The sequence below is a fragment of the Salinicola sp. NYA28a genome (assembly GCF_976982775.1).
The window spans coordinates 3,209,216-3,226,938 of the sequence record NZ_OZ334582.1; the positions used below are offsets into that span (position 1 = coordinate 3,209,216).

At 59.4% G+C, this 17,723-nt stretch carries 14 protein-coding genes and 2 pseudogenes; 4 read left to right on the forward strand and 12 right to left on the reverse strand.

Translation table 11 applies throughout. The features are described 5' to 3' along the window. Positions 1-326: 326 nt before the first annotated feature. Complete coding sequence (locus ACWHY3_RS14455) at positions 327-1,241, reverse strand: LysR family transcriptional regulator (RefSeq protein WP_448126850.1); 915 nt, start codon at positions 1,239-1,241, stop codon at positions 327-329. Positions 1,242-1,385: 144 nt separating this feature from the next. On the opposite strand from ACWHY3_RS14455, the gene ACWHY3_RS14460 reads away from it, so the two are divergent. From ACWHY3_RS14460 to ACWHY3_RS14470, 3 genes are all read left to right on the forward strand, one after another. Further along, positions 1,386-2,129, forward strand: coding sequence for an SDR family oxidoreductase (locus ACWHY3_RS14460; RefSeq protein WP_448126851.1), 744 nt, complete (start codon positions 1,386-1,388; stop codon positions 2,127-2,129). Between the two features lie 257 nt (positions 2,130-2,386). Continuing rightward, positions 2,387-3,721, forward strand: a complete 1,335-nt coding sequence (locus tag ACWHY3_RS14465) for a DUF3422 family protein (RefSeq protein ID WP_448126852.1) — start codon at positions 2,387-2,389, stop codon at positions 3,719-3,721. Between the two features lie 58 nt (positions 3,722-3,779). After that, a complete protein-coding gene (locus ACWHY3_RS14470; RefSeq protein WP_448126853.1) occupies positions 3,780-6,431 on the forward strand; it encodes an excinuclease ABC subunit UvrA in 2,652 nt (883 codons plus the stop codon). Positions 6,432-6,551: 120 nt separating this feature from the next. On the opposite strand, the pseudogene ACWHY3_RS14475 reads toward ACWHY3_RS14470, so the two are convergent. From ACWHY3_RS14475 to ACWHY3_RS14485, 3 genes and pseudogenes are all read right to left on the reverse strand, one after another. Next, a pseudogene (locus tag ACWHY3_RS14475) lies at positions 6,552-6,884 on the reverse strand (integrase core domain-containing protein); the annotation flags it as partial. 2 nt (positions 6,885-6,886) lie between these two features. Continuing rightward, positions 6,887-7,336, reverse strand: a pseudogene (locus ACWHY3_RS14480) (AAA family ATPase); the annotation flags it as partial. 54 nt (positions 7,337-7,390) lie between these two features. After that, positions 7,391-8,893 (reverse strand): Clp protease N-terminal domain-containing protein, encoded by a 1,503-nt coding sequence (locus ACWHY3_RS14485; RefSeq protein WP_306298819.1) that lies wholly within the window; start codon positions 8,891-8,893, stop codon positions 7,391-7,393. 553 nt (positions 8,894-9,446) lie between these two features. On the opposite strand from ACWHY3_RS14485, the gene ACWHY3_RS14490 reads away from it, so the two are divergent. Then, entirely contained in the window at positions 9,447-9,572 is a 126-nt protein-coding gene (locus ACWHY3_RS14490) for a hypothetical protein (protein ID WP_275425955.1), read from the forward strand. Here the strand turns inward: ACWHY3_RS14490 and ACWHY3_RS14495 are convergent. From ACWHY3_RS14495 to ACWHY3_RS14530, 8 genes are all read right to left on the reverse strand, one after another. Continuing rightward, a complete protein-coding gene (locus ACWHY3_RS14495) occupies positions 9,561-10,871 on the reverse strand; it encodes a type II toxin-antitoxin system HipA family toxin (protein WP_087721023.1) in 1,311 nt (436 codons plus the stop codon). The genes ACWHY3_RS14490 and ACWHY3_RS14495 overlap by 12 nt on opposite strands. After that, the gene (locus ACWHY3_RS14500) at positions 10,861-11,193 is read right to left on the reverse strand and encodes a helix-turn-helix transcriptional regulator (RefSeq protein WP_087721024.1); all 333 of its coding nucleotides are present in this window, start codon (positions 11,191-11,193) and stop codon (positions 10,861-10,863) included. Before ACWHY3_RS14500 ends, ACWHY3_RS14495 begins: the two co-directional genes overlap by 11 nt. A 250-nt stretch (positions 11,194-11,443) precedes the next feature. After that, positions 11,444-11,920 (reverse strand): LabA-like NYN domain-containing protein, encoded by a 477-nt coding sequence (locus tag ACWHY3_RS14505; protein ID WP_110647476.1) that lies wholly within the window; start codon positions 11,918-11,920, stop codon positions 11,444-11,446. Positions 11,921-12,054: 134 nt separating this feature from the next. Next, on the reverse strand, positions 12,055-13,083 hold the full coding sequence (locus ACWHY3_RS14510; RefSeq protein WP_448126854.1) for a methionine synthase: 1,029 nt from the start codon (positions 13,081-13,083) through the stop codon (positions 12,055-12,057). Between the two features lie 54 nt (positions 13,084-13,137). Beyond that, the gene (locus ACWHY3_RS14515; protein WP_448126855.1) at positions 13,138-14,121 is read right to left on the reverse strand and encodes a DUF1852 domain-containing protein; all 984 of its coding nucleotides are present in this window, start codon (positions 14,119-14,121) and stop codon (positions 13,138-13,140) included. 276 nt (positions 14,122-14,397) lie between these two features. Next, positions 14,398-15,402 (reverse strand): virulence protein RhuM/Fic/DOC family protein, encoded by a 1,005-nt coding sequence (locus ACWHY3_RS14520; RefSeq protein ID WP_332779131.1) that lies wholly within the window; start codon positions 15,400-15,402, stop codon positions 14,398-14,400. A gap of 601 nt (positions 15,403-16,003) precedes the next feature. Further along, on the reverse strand, positions 16,004-17,239 hold the full coding sequence (locus ACWHY3_RS14525) for a type II toxin-antitoxin system HipA family toxin (protein WP_448126856.1): 1,236 nt from the start codon (positions 17,237-17,239) through the stop codon (positions 16,004-16,006). After that, positions 17,239-17,655 (reverse strand): helix-turn-helix domain-containing protein, encoded by a 417-nt coding sequence (locus ACWHY3_RS14530; protein ID WP_448126857.1) that lies wholly within the window; start codon positions 17,653-17,655, stop codon positions 17,239-17,241. Before ACWHY3_RS14530 ends, ACWHY3_RS14525 begins: the two co-directional genes overlap by 1 nt. Between the last annotated feature and the right edge of the window lie 68 nt (positions 17,656-17,723).

A 17,723-nucleotide genomic window follows, 5' to 3' on the forward strand; every position in this document is an offset into this window, starting at 1 on the left:
CGAGCTCTGAAGAGCCCGAGCGGTGCTTCGTTGAGGCTGACGCCGATGTTCTTCTTTTGCCTATAGGCTTCCAGTATTGAGTTGCGCGTTTCCCGTCCTAGGTCAGATTTCTTATCGCCACCAAAGGGGGCTGGAACCTTTCATGGGGGTACCTCCTAAGGTTTCTCGCACGGGTTATGGGTTAATATTATTTGCAATATCTGAATATGTCAATATGTCGCTATCATTTTCCGGCACGTATGCATATTTCCACGCCCTTGCAGCTCACTTCTGGATCAGCTGTGCCCGCGCCGTGCTTCGCACCAGGGTTGTCTATGAGTCTCTGGCTATTTCCCCAGGCCCTGGGGAAATAGCTTGGGGTTTGAGAAAGCCTGCTTAAGGTGGTCGTACACCAATCGCACCCGCTTCGATACAGGACCCTGCTGCGGGCGGTATATGAACAGATCCCATGGCGCTGGAGCGAGATCAGCCAAAACAGCAACCAGCTTTCCTGACCGCAGATGAGGCTCAGCCAGATAGGCAGGAATTTGGCCAAAACACATGCCTGCCAGGATGGCTTCCAATTCCGTATCTGGATCATCACAGATAAGCGCTGGCTGCCTAGGCGTGAACGTTTGCCCGTCGGCAAATAGCCAAGGCCAAGGGCGGCCATTTTTCCGGTCGATCAGGACTGAAAGTGGCAGCTTAGCTAAGGCATCCAAAGATTCAGGTGGTGTCTTTTGGCCTATGAGAGACGGGGACGCGACAACGTAAAGCGGCACGGGAGCTAAGGCACGTGCAACGTAGCGCCGGTCGCGAATAACCCCCACCCTGATACCAATATCGATATGCGCTTCAACAGCATCAGTCATCTGATCTTCCAAGCGGAGATCGAATTGCAGGTCAGGATGTGCAGCGGCCAGGGGCTGAAGAAACGGTATTAGGAAGCGCCTGCCAATAGTATGTGGCGCCGTAATTCCCACCCTACCTGACAGCTCAGGCTTCGTCCTGTGCGAACGGAATAGCGTATCGAAATGATCCAGAGCTGACCTGGCATCTTTGGCGTAATCCTGACCGAAAGCAGTGATGCTCACCTGGCGGGTATTGCGGTGGAACAGTGATTCGCCAAGCTCAGCTTCCAGGGCTTGAATGGCTCGAGTCACCCCTTGTGGGGAGATGCCTAATCGAGTTGCCGCTTCGCGGAAGCTACCTGCCTCTGCTGCTGTGCAAAAAATCCTGACCATCTCCATGCGGTTAAGCATGTTGCCCCTCCCATTTATTCCATTTTCAGGAATAGCATAATCCAATTATTTTCATTTATTGAGATCAATTATGGGTCTAAAGTTTGTTCACTGTCAGGTTAACCAACCATGGCGAAGTATAAACCCACCGATGAGGTTCTTAGCATGAGCAATAACATTTCTGGAAAAGTTGTCGTTATCACCGGTGCCAGCAGCGGCTTGGGTGAGGCTACTGCACGCCACCTTGCTGCGCTTGGCGCTCGCGTAGTGCTGGCTGCACGTCGCAAAGATAAACTCGACGCATTGGTGGCTGAGCTGACCAATGCAGGTGGACAGGCCATCGCGTATCAGACCGATGTCACCTCTCAGGAAGAGGTCAAAACGCTCATTCAAGGTGCCGTGGACACCTACGGTCGCATTGATGTACTGATCAACAATGCCGGACTGATGGCGATTGCACCGCTCAGCGATACTCGCACTGACGAGTGGGATCGCATGATCGATATCAACATCAAGGGTCTGCTGTACGGAGTCGCGGCTACATTACCAGTCTTCCAGAAACAAAACAGTGGTCACTTCATCAACATCGCATCGGTTGCAGGCCTGAAGGTGTTCAGCCCAGGTGGCACCGTGTACAGCGGCACCAAGTTTGCTGTGCGGGCTATCTCCGAAGGACTGCGTCACGAAGTCGGTGGCAGCATCCGCACCACGACTATCGAACCGGGCGCCGTGGACTCCGAACTGAAATTCGGCAGCACCCACCAACAGAGCCGCGATTTCGTGGTGGACTTCTACAAGCATGCAATTCCCGCCGAATCGGTCGCTCGAGCTATTGCCTTCGCAATTGAGCAGTCTGCTGACGTGGATATTAACGAGATCGTTCTGCGCCCAACCGTACAGGAATTCTAATGAGTTGAGGGCCTGTCTCTTCGGCGTCAGGCCCCGCTTATCTGGAGTGAAAAGCGGTGAGCAACGTAACTGATTCGCTGTAAATGAGGGCGTTTTGACAGGGTAAGCACAAGCCTCTGATATACGGCGATCCTATTTGACGGACTGTGTAACGCGGTGCCTGCTCATGAAGATCGGCCCGTAGCCATGTGCGAAACACATGGCTGCGGGCATTTGTTTTGAAGCGTGCTTTTCAACCAATGAGAAATGAGGTCGTTATGAAAGAGCCGGCCAATATCAATACGACGACCGTACAACCCACCCCAACCGCCACCGTGTACGGCATGCCGGCTTACGCCGATCGTGCTGCAGCCGTGGGTGAAGTGCATGCGCGCCCGCATCTGTTGCTTGAGGCCCCGCGCGGTATATTGCAGCTCGCTTTCATGACCGAAGGTGACCAGACCGGGGATCAGATGGCGATGAGCGAGTTGTCTCATCGCTTCGGCGTTGCCGAGCCCGACCACGCTACGCCGCTACACGGCATGACATGGGATGAGGGAGACCTTCACTGTGAAAAGTACACCGAGTTCTCTACGTATCTCTGGTGCGCTTCGCTGGATTCCAAGACGGGAGAGCCTTGCGGAGAAAATCCCTTCAAACATGGATTTGTTCCTCCGGGCCCGGTCATATCCGGCATCCGCTTGAGACTTCTTCCGTGGATACCAGAAACGGAGAAGGAGGCTGATCGCTTCGATCCTGCCAGCCTGTGCTACTCGTTGGTAGAGAACGGCTCTGCCGCCATCTTGACCGACTTCCGACAGGATGAGGATGGCCTGACGCAGATCCTCATCCTTGCTCGTGATTTGACCCCGGCGCGGGCAGGTGCGCTGGCTCAACTTCTATTGGAGATCGAGACGTACCGTACCTTGGCGTTGCTGTCTCTGCCGTTGACGCGATCGATGACGTCGGAGCTGCGACACATGGAGTCGCGCCTTGCTGCGATCACTGACGAGATGTGTACGAATTTGGTAGAACGCCGCGATAGCGACGTGCTGCTTTCCGAATTGACAGGTCTGGCCGCCGAACTGGAAGCTGGCGTCGCGGCAAATCTCTATCGCTTCGGCGCCAGCCGTGCCTACTACGAGATCGTCGAGGAAAGGCTGGCTGCGCTTTCAGAAGTGGCCGTATCCGGATACAGCACCTGGGCGGATTTCCTGCAGCGTCGCATCGCTCCAGCCATGCGGGAGTGCCAATCCGTAAAGGAGCGCCAGGCCAAGCTCTCCGACAAACTGACCCGAGCCATCGCGTTGCTGCGTTCGTGGATCGACGTCGAACTTGAACGCCAGAACCGCGATCTGCTGGCTTCGATGAACAACCGGGCCAAGTTGCAATTGCGCCTTCAGCAAACCGTCGAAGGCCTGTCGGTCGCGGCAATTTCTTATTACGTCGTGAGTCTTCTCGGCTACCTGCTCAAGGGCATTCCGCTCGTTCACGACAGCGTGGCGCAGGTGATGGCGGTTCTGGTACCTGCGGTGATGCTGACGATCTGGTGGATCGTCCGCAGGATAAGACACGCCCACAGCGACACGGCGGCGGAAGAGAAATCTTCCTGACGAGCTGCCGTCCTGGCGCGCGATAGCTGCGCCGTCCGTTTGAACAGAGGAGAACAACATGCCAAACAATTCTTTCGGTGAATCCTCTTGTACCGCTGCGGCCAGCGGCATGGTGGAAGTGCGCGGTGCGCGCGAGAACAACCTCAAAGAGGTGGACGTCTCCATCCCGCGGAATGCGCTGGTGGTGTTCTCGGGTGTCTCCGGCTCCGGGAAGTCCTCGCTGGCCTTCGGCACCATCTATGCCGAGGCGCAGCGACGCTACTTTGAGTCGGTGGCCCCCTATGCACGGCGCCTGATCGACCAGGCGGGCGTGCCGGACGTAGATGCGATCGACGGCCTGCCACCAGCGGTGGCGCTGCAGCAGCAGCGGGGGTCCAGCAATGCGCGTTCCTCCGTGGGCAGTGTGACCACCCTGTCCAGCCTGGTGCGGATGATGTATTCGCGCGCCGGCGCCTATCCCGCCAACCAGCCGATGCTGTACGCCGAGGATTTTTCGCCGAACACGCCGCAGGGGGCGTGCCCGGCCTGCCACGGCTTGGGTCATGTGTACGAGGTGACCGAGGCGCTCATGGTGCCCGACCCCTCCCTGAGCATCCGTGAGCGGGCGATTGCTTCCTGGCCGCCCGCCTGGCAGGGCCAGAACCTGCGCGACATCCTGGTCAGCATGGGCTACGACGTTGACCGGCCGTGGAAGGATCTGCCGAAAAAGGATCGCGACTGGATTCTGTTCACCGAGGAAACACCAACGGTGCCGGTGTACGCCGGTTTCACGCCTGCCGAAACCCGCTCTGCGCTCAAACGCAAGATGGAGCCGAGCTACATGGGCACCTTCACCGGCGCCCGGCGGTATGTGTTGCACACCTTCGCCAATACCCAGAGCGCGCTGATGAGAAAGCGCGTATCCCGGTTCATGGAGGGCAAACGGTGCCCTAGCTGCCACGGCAAGAGGCTCAAGCCCGAAGCGCTGTCGGTCACCTTCGCTGGGGTGGACATCGGCGCGTTTATGCAGATGCCGCTGGACCACTTGGCGGCATTGCTCGAACCCATCGCACAGGGCGATTTCCGCGCCCATGCAGCGGGTGCGGCTACGGACAAGGAAGCGACCCGGCGCGAGCGTGCCGAACGCGCTGCCACCGACCATGCGGTCCATGCGGTATCGCCCGACGTGCGCCATACCTCCGCGCTGTCGGAAGAAAAGCGCCTCGCCGCACAGCGCCTGGCTGGAGGCGTGATGGCGCGCCTGCGCCAACTGCGCGAGCTAGGCCTGGGCTACCTGACGCTGGACCGGGCCACGCCGACGCTTTCGGCCGGCGAGTTGCAACGCTTGCGGTTGGCCACGCAATTAAGTTCCCTGCTGTTCGGCGTCGTGTACGTACTCGACGAACCCTCGGCGGGCCTGCATCCCTCCGACAGCCAGGCCCTGTACGATGCGCTCGACCGGCTGCGCGACGCGGGCAACTCGGTGTTTGTGGTGGAGCACGACCTGGACCTGATGCGCCGCGCGCAATGGCTCGTGGATGTCGGGCCGGATGCCGGGGAGCGTGGCGGCCGCGTGCTATACAGCGGCGAGCCGGATGGCCTGCGCAAGATTGCCGAATCGCGTACTGCACGTTACCTGTTCGACGAAATTCCCGCACCCGGAAGCCGAGCACGCGAAGCGACCGGCTGGTTGGAGCTGCAGGGCATCCACCGCCATAACCTGTATGGCGTGGATGCGCGCATTCCGCTGGGCGTGCTGACAGCCGTTACCGGCATCTCTGGCTCCGGCAAATCCAGCCTCATCGCGCAGGCCCTGCCGGAATTGGTGCTGCTGCACCTGGGCCACGAGCCTGAAGACGATGCCGCCGAAAGCGCCACCAGCGAAGGGCCGGCAGTGGTCGAAGCGACCGGCGGCCATCTGGCGGGCGACGTGGACGCCATACAGCGCCTGGTGCAGGTGGACCAGAAGCCGATCGGGCGCACGCCGCGGTCGAACCTGGCTACCTACACGGGTCTGTTCGACCATGTGCGCAAGCTGTTCGCCGCCACACCCGATGCTCGACGCCGCCGCTATGATGCCGGACGGTTCTCGTTCAACGTCGCCAAGGGGCGCTGCGAGACTTGCGAGGGCGAGGGTTTCGTTAGCGTGGAACTGCTGTTCATGCCCAGCGTGTACGCGCCGTGCCCGACCTGCCATGGCGCGCGCTACAACGAGGCCACGCTGAAGGTGCAGTGGAACGGGCGCAACATCGCCGAGGTGCTGCAGATGACCGTGGACGAGGCCAGCGAATTCTTCGCGGGTGAAGGCGCGGTGGCAAGGCCCCTGCAACTGCTGCGCGACATCGGACTGGGCTATCTGCGCCTGGGGCAACCGGCCACCGAGCTTTCCGGTGGCGAGGCGCAGCGCATCAAGCTGGCGACCGAGCTTCAACGCAGCCAGCGCGGCCGAAGCCTGTACGTGCTCGACGAGCCGACCACCGGGCTGCACGCCTCGGATGCCGACCGGCTGCTGGTGCAGTTGCAGCGCCTGGTCGATGCCGGCAATACCGTAGTGATGATCGAGCACGACATGCGTGCGGTGGCCCAAGCCGACTGGGTGATCGACGTAGGGCCAGGCGCGGGCGCTGCCGGCGGCAGCATCGTGGTGGCGGGTTCCCCTCAGCAGGTGGCCCGAAAGTCTGGCAGCCGAACCGCTCCGTTCCTGGCACGGGAGTTGGCGCGGGCCGAGTAGCTTAGTTCGCCAAATGTTCAGGCCATTTGGGTGCTTGCGACAATTAGGATGACCTGTTTATGACAACTATCTTGGCTAGTTGAGCGGCGTTTTTCAAGTTAGTTGTCACCATTGACCGTTTTAAGCGGCCTTTTTTTCTATCTGTTTAGTCTGCTGTTTTTCAGGATTCAGCGTTGTCGGTCCCACTGGTGTGCAGTTCCTAACCTCGCGGTTTCCCCAACGACTTGGGTTAGCTGCTTTAGCGGCTTCAATTCGTTCTTTGCATTGAGCCAGTATCGCAACATCCTGCCCTGTATGGCGCTGATGTGGCGTGACGAACCGCAACTTACTGTGCTTATGCTCGTAGTTGTACCACCGCGTAAACTTCAGCACCCATCCCCTTGCTTCATCAAGGCTTTTAAAGCCTGCTGATGGCCAGTCCGGCCGATATTTGCAGGTTCGGAACAGTGACTCTGGACATCCGTGTGTGCTTTCTCGAACTCGTCCAACAGAACGACGCTGTAAGGCTTTCTCCGTACCTTTTCGGTGAGCTGCCCCGCTTCTTCGAACCCGACGTATCCGGGAGGCGCCCCGATGAGGCGCGCAACCGTATGCCGCTCCATGTACTCGCTCATGTCAATTCGGATCATCGCCTCTTCATCACCAAAGACCGTTTCCGCAAGGGCTTTGGTCAATTCCGTCTTTCCCACGCCCGTGGGTCCGAGGAAGAAGAAGGTTGCGATGGGACGGCGGCGGTCGCCCAGCCCGGCGCGAGACAAACGCACGGCATCGGATACGGCTCTTACCGCCTCGTCCTGACCGACGACCCGCTGATGCAGACGCTGTTCCATCTCCATCAGCCTGGTGCGCTCCTCCGTGGTGAGCTCTGTCACCGGAACGCCGGTCAGACGCGAAACGATCTGTGCCACATCCTCGACGCCCACCTGATTGGCGCTAGTGCTTCGGGTCGTGTTCCATTCCTACAGGCCTTGATCATAGTTGCCCTGGTGTTCTTCGATACGAGCTTCCAGCGCGTTCGCGCGCTCGAAATTCTTGCGGTTGGATGCGTAGTCACGCTCGCGCCGCAATTGATCGATCTGCGCACCAAGCTCGTGAAGCTCCGGCGGTCTTGAGGTGCCACCGATTCGTACCCGAGCAGCCGCCTGATCGATCAGATCGATGGCCTTATCCGGCAGGAACCGGTTGGTGACGTAGCGGTCGGCCATCTCCACGGCGGCGACAATCGCCTCGTCGGTGATCGTCACCTTGTGGTGGGCCTCCAGTCGATCCCTGAGCCCCCTGAGTATATTGATGGTCTGGTCAATCGTTGGTTCGGCGACGAACACCGGTTGCAGCCGCCGCTCCAGCGCTGCGTCTTTTTCGATGTGCTTCTGGTATTCGGCCAGCGTGGTCGCACCGACCAAATGCAGTTCGCCACGTGCCAGTTGGGGCTTGAGGGTATTCGCGACGTCCAGCCCGCCTTCGCCCCCGGTCGATCCGGCGCCGACAATGGTGTGCAGCTCGTCGATGAACAGCACAATCTCGTTTTGGTGGGACGTAATCTCGTCGAGGACTTGTTTGATCCGCTCCTCGAATTGACCACGATACTGGGAACCCGCCACCAGCGAGTTGATGTTTAGCTCAACCACCCGTTTGTTCTGCAACAGGTCCGGCACTTCGTTGTGAACAATTCGCTGCGCCAGCCCTTCGACGATGGCGGTCTTGCCGACCCCCGGCTCACCGATAAGAACAGGGTTGTTCTTGCGGCGACGGGAAAGAACCTCGATCAGGGTCTCAACCTCGGCCGCTCGCCCGATCACCGGATCCAGCTTGTCCTCGTTAGCCAATGCCGTAAGATCCCGACTGTACTTGTCCAGGGTGGGCGTGTCGCTTTGCTCCGGTAGCCGCCCCTCCTGCGCCCCCTTTCCGACCACCTGCACGGCCTTCTGCCGAAGACCGTGTGCAGAGAGGCCATAACGGTTCAGCAAGTCGCTGGCCAGCCCCTCCTCCTCGGACAGACCGATCAGAAGGTGTTCGGGACCAATATAGCCATGCCCGAGGTCTCTCGACGCCTGGAAGGCGCGCTGTAGCGCGGCTTTCACCCGTGGGGAAACTCCGATCTTTGTAGGCCCGTCCGTTTCAGGTTCGCTCTCAGCTTTGGGTGTCAGTTGCTCAATCTGGGCCTTGAGGTCCTTGGCCGATAGCTGATATCGCTTGAGGAGCGCCTGCACCACATCGTTATCGGCCAGCGCGTAAAGCAGGTGGCTGGTATCAATCAGCTGCGAACCCCACTCCGTCGCGGTAGCCGCGGCTTGCTGCAGAATCTGCTCGCTTTGCTCGCTAAGTAAGTCACCGAGGGCGACCGATTCGCTATCCTGCGGCCGGCCGTTCTCTCGACCGGCGACACTGCCAAAGCCGAAATCCTCGTCTCGCGCCAGCCGCCCGAAGAAATCGTCGGCGAGTAACCCGCTGCCAAACAGGATTCAAATGGAGAGGCACTTCGTGCTCTCAGGCGCAAATAATCCGTTTGGCATACGTTGAGGGTGCGTCTTCGACCGGCTTGTGAAACGGTGACCTGCAGAGCCGCAGGGCGTTGCCGGCAGATATCGCATGATACGTGGGGTGATTGTTCCGCGCTCTGGCCCATATTGCCTCCGTTGCACCGTTGTGTGGCTTACAACAGCCGTATAGGAACGGCTAAGCCTTGGAGAGGGGGCGGAGCCCAGTGAAACTTGGGAGGGGGGGGGGGGGGGGGGGGGCAGAGCCCAGGAGAAGCTTAAAATTTCAGTATAGCGAGAGGTGGATCGAAAGCAAGGCGGCATCGGTGAAACCGGGACAGAACTATTTTCACGAGGTCCAGCCTCCTACCGTCCAACTTCGGGCGTAGGCTGTCAGTTGGCCACTGCAGATGCCTATCGACGCGCTCTCCATCGTCGCCGGCCTCGTGGCGCTATTAGGCGTGGGCGTGCAGGCATGGCTGTGGAAGCGAACCCATACACGCGACATGGCCTACCCCGATTCGTGAACTCGCCCCTCATGATACTGAGCGCCGCCGACCGGGCGGGGCTCAGTGCTGTCAAAGACAATCATCTCGCCGAGATGGCGCTGGTCGTGCTGCTCGAACCGGCGGGATTGACCCTCGCCGCCTTGTTAGCCGAGTAAATGCGCGCGTGCGGCAGCAAAGCCATCAAGAATCGTGCTATGCGCAGCCCCGAGGCCTTCGACGCAGTAGCTGTTCAGAAACTGTCGGCCGGCAAAAAGCCTGCGGTCAGTCTCGGTCAGTTTGGCTTGCTCGCAGACCCCGTCCCATTCACGGGCTATCGTGACGATCTGGTTCTCGATGATGGCCTGGGCCTGTTGGTCATTGAGCAGGAAGTCCGGGGCGGCCGCGAGGCAGCTGTGCAGCGTACTCATACGGTTTTCGCCCTTGATCAGCATCGCCTGAGTCGCTTCGTTGCCCGTTCGCCCCTGCGGGCAAATGTCATAGGCCGGGGTCAACGAGAGCATCCTGCCGTCCCAGAACGCGGCATGGTTGCGGGCATGATCGTCCGTGTTGCCGCACAGGATATTGAATACGATCCGAGCGTAGAGCTCGCGCAGCGTTTGCTTCGGGTCGGTAAAGCGGTGACGGATGACTTCGGCAAGGTCTTCGTAAGACGCATAGCGCGCCATCATTTCATCAAGGCCAAGCATCGTCAGCGCTGACACCATCGCTTTTCGCTGCCAGCCAGCCCCTGATTTGATGCGATCAAAGCGGTCGATGAGCAGCACATCCTTGCCGGCCGCCGCGGTCATCGAGACCGGGGCGACATCGAGCTCACATGCAGATGCCAGCTTCATGGCGATGAATTCCGCCTTCACGACGCTGTAAATGTCCGTGCTCGACGAGAACTTGGCGATCATTTTGCGATCGCCATGGTCGATCAGGGCCTTCGGGCGGGCGCCGCCGATCGAGGTGCCGTGGTTCAACGCCTGATCGAGGGCTGGCGTCAGCGGAGCGCCCTTCTCGATCCGTTCAGCCGCTTCCAGCAACTCTTCATAAGACGCCTCGGCCTTGAGGCGAGGCACGTATTCTGTGGCGGAATGCTGAAAGTCGAGGGCGCCGATCCGGTCCGATCCCGATTCGAGCCAATAGGTGAGTTCGGAGATGTCGTCAGCGGCGTCGGCCTTGCCCCCCATCAGACGATTGATGATCACCCGGCGCCCCCAGGCATCGGGCGAGGCGTCACGCAAGCAACTGGCCATCGACAGGCCAGCGGTCGGCTCGATCAGGCCGCGGCGCAGGGGCAGTTCGGGATCATAGATCGGGATCGCACCATCACGCGCCAGGTAGCTGGCGCCATAGTTGAAGCTATAGCGATCGCCGTGCTGCGTGACGCGACCGGCCACCACGGGTTGTGTCTCTCCCGGCAACCAGATCCAGACATAGATCTCTCGTGGCTGCGTCAGCCTAGAAGTCATCATCGACCTCCTGCCTGCTCGGGCGAACCCGCTTCGGCAGCAGCGTCAGTTTTTCCTCGAGATGGGCGCCATGTATCGCACCTGCCCGGTCGTCGACATCGAACAGCCGCACGCCAACGAGTGTGGCGACCTCGAAGACGATGCCGATCTCGGTGCCGGCTTCGCCATTTTCGATGTTGCGGAGGGTCTTACGCGAGATGCCTGCGCGTTCAGACAGTTCGGCAGCGGTGAACTCCCGCTCCAAACGGCCAGCCTTGATCAGCTTGCCGAGGATCGAAAGTGCCTGCCTGGTGACGCGGGAGTAGCTGCGCGGCCGCTTCATTGCCATCTCGTCAAATTGGGCATTTCAAGACTCATTAGACGGATTGTGAGTATTCAGATGCTCACTATGATGCGGCCTGCGTGAGACCGCAAGAAAATGAGCACTTCACTACCCACAAAATCATGAAATGAAACTTTAAATATCCATTACTCAAGGCGACTAGCGATCATCGCCCGTCCCAACCGCGCTATGGGGCGCCGTCGGCGCCTCGCTCACTCGCCACACTCCTTGATACTGAACGCCCGAGGCGTCAACCCAGCAGCAGATCGCCCTCGATGGGAATGAACTGGCTCGCGGCCTGGATGAGGGAGTTCGCGGTGAGCTTGGGCACGCCGTAGACCTCGACGCGCTTGCCATGCACCTCGCGGATTTTCTGCGCCAGCAGATCAAAGTCGCCATCGCCGGAGGCCAGTACGATCACATCCGCCTGCGCCGCATACTCGATGGCATCGAGCGTAATACCTACATCCCAGTCGCCCTTGGCGGAACCATCCGCACGCTGGATGAACGGCTTCAACTTCACCTCGAAGCCGATCGTTCGCAGCGTGTTCTGAAAACCGCGCTGCTTCGGGTCGCCCTTGTCGGTGGCATAGCAGCGGGCAGTTAGCACCTCACGGTTCGTCGTCGCTTTCGCCCAGAACCGACGGTAATCGAAGTGTTTGCCGTAGGCTTCACGCACGGTGTAGTAGACGTTCTGGGTGTCGACGAAGATCGCGACGCTGGTCATGGGGCAGGATTTCCAGAGTGGTCGAGCGCCGGCGCCTCCACCGAACCACATCGCGCCGACAGGCCGCTGCCGGCCCGCCGACGCGATGTCGACACGGTGCTGCTGTGGTCGAATTCGCCGCTACGCGACCAAGCCTAGCGGGCGAGTTCTTGCCGCACGATGGCAGCACCAGCGCTCAAAGCCTTCAGCTTGCCTTGTGCGACCTGGCGGGACAAGGGTGTCATGCCGCAGTTGGTGCAGGGGTAGAGCCTGTCGGCATCGATGAACTCGAGCGCCTTGCGCAGGGTCTCGGCGACCTCTTCCGGGGTTTCGATGGTGTTGGTGGCCACGTCGATCGCCCCGACCATTACTTTCTTGCCCCGGATCAGTTCGATCAGCTCCATCGGCACGTGGGAGTTCTGGCACTCCAGGGAGACGATATCGATGTTCGACGCCTGCAGCCTGGGAAAGATCTCCTCGTACTGGCGCCACTCCGACCCCAGGGTCTTCTTCCAGTCCGTGTTGGCCTTGATGCCGTAGCCGTAGCAGATATGCACCGCGGTCTCGCACTCGACCCCTTCGATGGCTTTCTCCAGGGCGGCGATGCCCCAGTCGTTCACCTCGTCGAAGAAGACGTTGAAGGCGGGCTCATCGAACTGAATGATGTCCACGCCGGCGGCGGCCAGATCGCGGGCTTCCTGGTTGAGGATCCTGGCGAATTCCCAGGCCAGCTTTTCGCGGCTCTTGTAGTGGCCGTCATAGAGCGTATCGACCATGGTCATGGGCCCCGGCAGCGCCCATTTGATCGGCTGGTCGGTCTGCTGGCGCAGGAATCTGGCATTGTCCACGAAGACCGGCTTCTCGCGCGCCACGGGGCCGACCACCGAGGGCACGCTGGCGTCGTAGCGGTCGCGGATCTTGACGATCTCGCGCTGCTCGAAATCGACGCCGCTCAAGTGCTCGATGAAGGTGGTGACGAAGTGCTGGCGAGTCTGCTCGCCGTCACTGACGATGTCGATACCGGCCCGCTGCTGATCGTGCAGGGAAACCCGCAGCGCGTCCCGCTTGCCCTCGGCCAGCTCCTCATCCTGCAGTTTCCACGGCGACCAGAGCGTCTCGGGCTGGGCCAGCCAGGCGGGCTTGGGCAGGCTACCGGCAGTCGACGTGGGCAACAAAGTCTTCATGCAAAAGTGACCTTCATAACGGGTTGATCAAAGAACGTCGTTGGAACGGGTTAATCAAAGGGAATAATCGGCCGACCACTGCTCGAGCACCTGGCGGTAGGGCTTGATGAAGTGCCGCTCGGTGAACTTGCCCTGCTCGACGGCCAGCTGGCCGCGCTCTTCGCGGTCGTAGACGATGCGCGTCAGCGAGTAGTCCTGATGCTCGAGGCTGGGCTGGTAAATCTTGCCCGCGACCGAATTGGCGTTGTAGATCTCGGGGCGATAGATCTTCTGGAACGTCTCCATGGTGCTGATGGCGCTGATCAGCTCGAGATCGGTGTAATCGGCCAGCAGATCGCCGGAGAAATAGAACGCCAGCGGCGCGACGGCATGCGGCGGCATGAAGTAGCGCACCTTCAGCCCCATCTTGCCGAAGTAGAAATCCGTCAGCGAGGACTCGTCGTTTTCGTACTCCACGCCCAGCACCGGGTGGCGATTGTCGGTCTGGCGATAGACCTTGCTGCTGGAGACGCTGAGACAGATCACCGGTGGCTTGCCGAAAAACGCCCGATAGGCATCGGAATTGACGAATAGCTTGAACAGTTTGCCGTGCAGGTCGCCGAACCCTTCGGGGATACCGAATTCGGATCGCTCCCGGTTGTGCTCCGACAGCCAGACGCTGAAGTCGTAGTCGCGCACGTAGGACGAGAAGTTGTTCCCCACCATGCCCGGAATGCGCTTGCCAGCGTGCTTGTCGATGATCGTCGTCTTGAGCATTTCGATCGCCGGGAAGGTGTCGTCCTCGTCCTCGGCCCCCACGCTCAGCTCACCGGTGATGATGTCGAGCTCGACGGCATAGCGATCCGCCTTGGGGTTGTCCCAATGCGCCAGGGTGTTGAAACGGTTGTCGATCATTGTCAGGGCATTGCGCAGGTTATCCTCGCGACGCTCCCCTCTTGCCAGGTTGGCAAAGTTGGTGGTGGTGCGCGTGTTTTCGGCCGGGCGATAGTTTTCGTCGAACCGCACGCTCTTGATATCGAATGTGAAATCGTGACTCATCGCGAACAAGCACCCTGTTAATCGAGAGAGGCGCTGGCACCGTCAGAAGGCCCAGCGCCCCTCAATGCAATGTTTGCCAGCACGTGTTTGCCAATACCCTGTCTGGCGTATCGACCACAGGCGCTACAGCGCCTGTCGTCGAAGCGGATGCGCTCTTTATGCCAGAGCCTATAGATGCATGAAAAGCGATATGATTTCAGCTCATCATGAAGAGGATTCATGATGCGACACTAGAGTGGACGAGCGACGGTTTTTTGGGATTGGCGGCGAGCATCGTCAGGTGGACGAGAAGTCGTTGGCGAGCATGTTCATGATCAGGCGAATCATCGTCTCCTTGTTGGCTGGATCGGATTCCGCGACCAGCAGCGTCAACGCCGCGAGACCGACATCATTAATGACCGGCTCTCCCGTCCCCGATAACAAACGCCCGTTGCGATGCAGGAAATCGACGAACAGAAAGGCCGCACTGCGTTTGTTGCCGTCGGCGAACGGATGATTCTTGATCACGAAATAGAGCAGATGCGCCGCTTTCGACTCGATGCTCGGATAGGCCGGCTCGCCGAAGACGGACTGGTCCAGATTGCCGAGCAGTGAGGCCAACCCATCGCTACGATCCCGCGCAAACAGCTCGGTTGCCTCTCCCCGCCCCATCAGTTCCGCTTTCAGTTCGTTCAGCGCCGATCTCGCCGTTTCCAACGAAGGAAGCTGACCGCCCGCCTGCACGTCAGGGTCGCTCAACAGCCCTTCGTCATAGCGCTGCAACAGCAGAAACGTCTGCGCATAACGCGCCACGATATCCACCAGCCCACGGCCGCCCGGCAGATCCAACGCCGAGCTGTGCGCCGCCTTGCGCACCAGCCCCATCGCCGCCTCCAGCTCCCGCGCGTTGGCCTCGAAGCGTTGCTGGTGCAGCGTCCAGCCCTGAGTCAGATGTTCTCGGAGGACACGCGTAGCCCATTGGCGGAAGCGAACAGCCCGGCGAGAATTGACGCGATAACCAACGGAGATGATGGCATCGAGATTGTAGTGCTGAATATTGCGGCGCACCTGACGGCGACCTTCCTGTCGAACTACTAAGAAATCCTTAGCAGTTGCCTCCTCGGTCAATTCCTCATCGTTGAAGATGTTCTTGAGGTGCATCAGCACGTTCTCGGGCGTGGTCTCGAATACCTCGCCCATCTGTCGCTGCGTCAGCCATACCGTCTCGCGGCCTTCGTCCAGACGCACGTCGACCGCCTTCTCGGCATCTTCATAGATCAGGATTTGTGGTTGTTCGCCCATATCCGTTTTGTTCGAGTAATTTCACTATCAACCGACGGTAACACGCCCGCTCGAGCGATACGGCATACCTGCGCTAATCGACGAGTCCGACAAGCACGATTACGATATAGAACCAGCGATCATGAACGCTATCAAGCCACCGGATCTCTTTGCCAAAGTAATAACGAAGAGCTCGCTGCAGAAGTCACCAATCACGTGCGCCGCGATCATGCAATGGTTCGCGAGGAACCCTCGGAGAGCGTTGCAGTACCTGGAGGCATCGGTGAATGGAAACACAGAGTCATCAACATCATGGGTAACTATCTTTAAATGCCTAGGCTTTGTCTGAAAACTGCCTGCGCTCGGCCATACGGCGTTAAAAATCGGCTCAAAGTACTCATTTACGACCTGTAAACTGGTACGCCAGCCCGGTCCGTTTTCGCCAATTTTGATTCGCTACGCTCACCCTTCGGGCCAGCCTTCGGCTGTTACTCCCTACGGTCGTTGCGCCTTGTCTAATCATCGCTCGCCGACTTTTCAGACGAGGCCTAGAAAATAGAGCCACAGGTCATCAAGATCAGGCATAGTTTTATAAAAATCACTTCATAATCCACAGCACAGTTCACAAACCAGACTCAAAAGCGGGCGAAAAATCGGTCAAATCCCGACTCCTCATACCTATGTTCTTCCCCAAGGAGCGCCATGTTTCTACGGCCTCTACCACTTCATTCCAGACTGCCACCGCCTCCTGCTTGTTCAACCTAAAGTACGGCGACCCCTCCATGAGTATTTGCCGACTATCGATCGGGCCAGAGTCTTCGGTCAACCATGTCTTGCTTTCGCGATGATCGCCCGGCATGGGATTGAGATCGAATGCCGGAGCGAGACGCCAACCACGACGCCGAGCGTCATAAAGCAGCCCTGTATTACGCAGATGGTCGTCCGTGTTGCAAATGAGGAAATTAAAAACCAGACGTCGCCACAGCTCGTGAATGTCGGCGATAGGATCGGAGCCGGACTGCAATAATATGTCCACGAGCTCGGTGTAGGCGTGATCCTCGTCGCGTCCGCTCGTCTGCAGCATGGTAGCGACCGACACGTACGGGATGCGCCCTCCACCACCGGTACGGTCGAATCGGCGAATCACCGCCACAGCCGTGTCCTGGATGAGCTCCACACGCGCCGGCGCGGCACGAATGTTTGCCCGAGTCGCCAGGTTCATGGCCAGCACCTCCCCCCGAATCACGTCACGTTGGTCCGCCTGACTCGGGAACTTGCCTAGAGCCAACCAGCCATCGGTATCAAGGACCGTCGACTTCGGACGCGCGCCGCCCAACGATGTTCCCTGCCCGAGTAGATATTGCAGATCTTGAGTACTCTCCACACCCTCTTCCAGTGCCCGAGCGGCATGAAGAACCTTGCCCAGCTCCACCAGCGGCGGAACATGACGATGAGCGCCCTCAGTGTGCAGATAGATACCGCGCTGAGGATCGAAAAGGCGCAAGGCCCCGACACGTGCTTCATCGTCGACCCAGGTGAGAAAATCGACCGGCGCCAACGGCGGGACGTCACGCCCCTGCTGACGCGACTTGGCGTGCGCGCGGCGGATAACCCGCTCCCCCCAGGAATCCGGCGCCGTGTCTTCCAACGCCCGGAAAAACACGCCCTGTGGATATTGGACTCCGGGAACCGGCTGCAGGTCTGGTGATACCGTAAAGAACCGCGGGTCCTGCAACCAGCGTTCGTCGTAGCGGAAGGCGCTGCGCTTTCCGCTGCCCAGGTACAGGCGTCCGATAAGTTTGCCATCCGTACCGAGATGGATGTCGAGATCCTGGCGTTGTGCTTTCCTGGTCGCCATCAAAAGCCCTCGAGCTCATCGCCACCAGTGGCACCGCCTTCTCTCCCCGACTCCTCCGATGGCCTTGCCTTCTGTTTTTTCCCACCGGCTGCCCGTACCCGTTGGGGCAACTGTTCCTTCGCCAGTTCCAGGCCTAATGTGTCTTGTTCCAGCGCCATGACCCTGACCACATCCTCGAGGCGACCAAGCACATGCAGGGCGCGCAGGAACGTGTGCAATGCGGTCCCAGGGTAACCATCTTCCATGCGTCGGACCGTACTGAGTGATGTCCCCATACGCTGCGCCAGGTCTTCCTGCGTCAATCGACGCATGCGGCGAGCCGTTGATAGATCATGGCCGAGATTACTCAGGGCACGCGCCACGGGAGGCGGCATTGCAACCTGGCTGCCAGAGCGATTGGAACCTGAAGACACCATACCCAAACCATCCAAATATGAACTATAGATTCTTTTTAAGATTCAAATTTGACCACCTCAACAGAAGC

Coding starts and splice junctions, on each gene's coding strand:
- ACWHY3_RS14455 (WP_448126850.1), bottom strand. CDS start 1,241: ATGCTTAACCGCATGGAGATGGTCAGGATTTTTTGCACAGCAGCAGAG.
- ACWHY3_RS14460 (WP_448126851.1), top strand. CDS start 1,386: ATGAGCAATAACATTTCTGGAAAAGTTGTCGTTATCACCGGTGCCAGC.
- ACWHY3_RS14465 (WP_448126852.1), top strand. CDS start 2,387: ATGAAAGAGCCGGCCAATATCAATACGACGACCGTACAACCCACCCCA.
- ACWHY3_RS14470 (WP_448126853.1), top strand. CDS start 3,780: ATGCCAAACAATTCTTTCGGTGAATCCTCTTGTACCGCTGCGGCCAGC.
- ACWHY3_RS14490 (WP_275425955.1), top strand. CDS start 9,447: ATGATACTGAGCGCCGCCGACCGGGCGGGGCTCAGTGCTGTCAAAGAC.
- ACWHY3_RS14495 (WP_087721023.1), bottom strand. CDS start 10,871: ATGACTTCTAGGCTGACGCAGCCACGAGAGATCTATGTCTGGATCTGG.
- ACWHY3_RS14500 (WP_087721024.1), bottom strand. CDS start 11,193: ATGAAGCGGCCGCGCAGCTACTCCCGCGTCACCAGGCAGGCACTTTCG.
- ACWHY3_RS14505 (WP_110647476.1), bottom strand. CDS start 11,920: ATGACCAGCGTCGCGATCTTCGTCGACACCCAGAACGTCTACTACACC.
- ACWHY3_RS14510 (WP_448126854.1), bottom strand. CDS start 13,083: ATGAAGACTTTGTTGCCCACGTCGACTGCCGGTAGCCTGCCCAAGCCC.
- ACWHY3_RS14515 (WP_448126855.1), bottom strand. CDS start 14,121: ATGAGTCACGATTTCACATTCGATATCAAGAGCGTGCGGTTCGACGAA.
- ACWHY3_RS14520 (WP_332779131.1), bottom strand. CDS start 15,402: ATGGGCGAACAACCACAAATCCTGATCTATGAAGATGCCGAGAAGGCG.
- ACWHY3_RS14525 (WP_448126856.1), bottom strand. CDS start 17,239: ATGGCGACCAGGAAAGCACAACGCCAGGATCTCGACATCCATCTCGGT.
- ACWHY3_RS14530 (WP_448126857.1), bottom strand. CDS start 17,655: ATGGTGTCTTCAGGTTCCAATCGCTCTGGCAGCCAGGTTGCAATGCCG.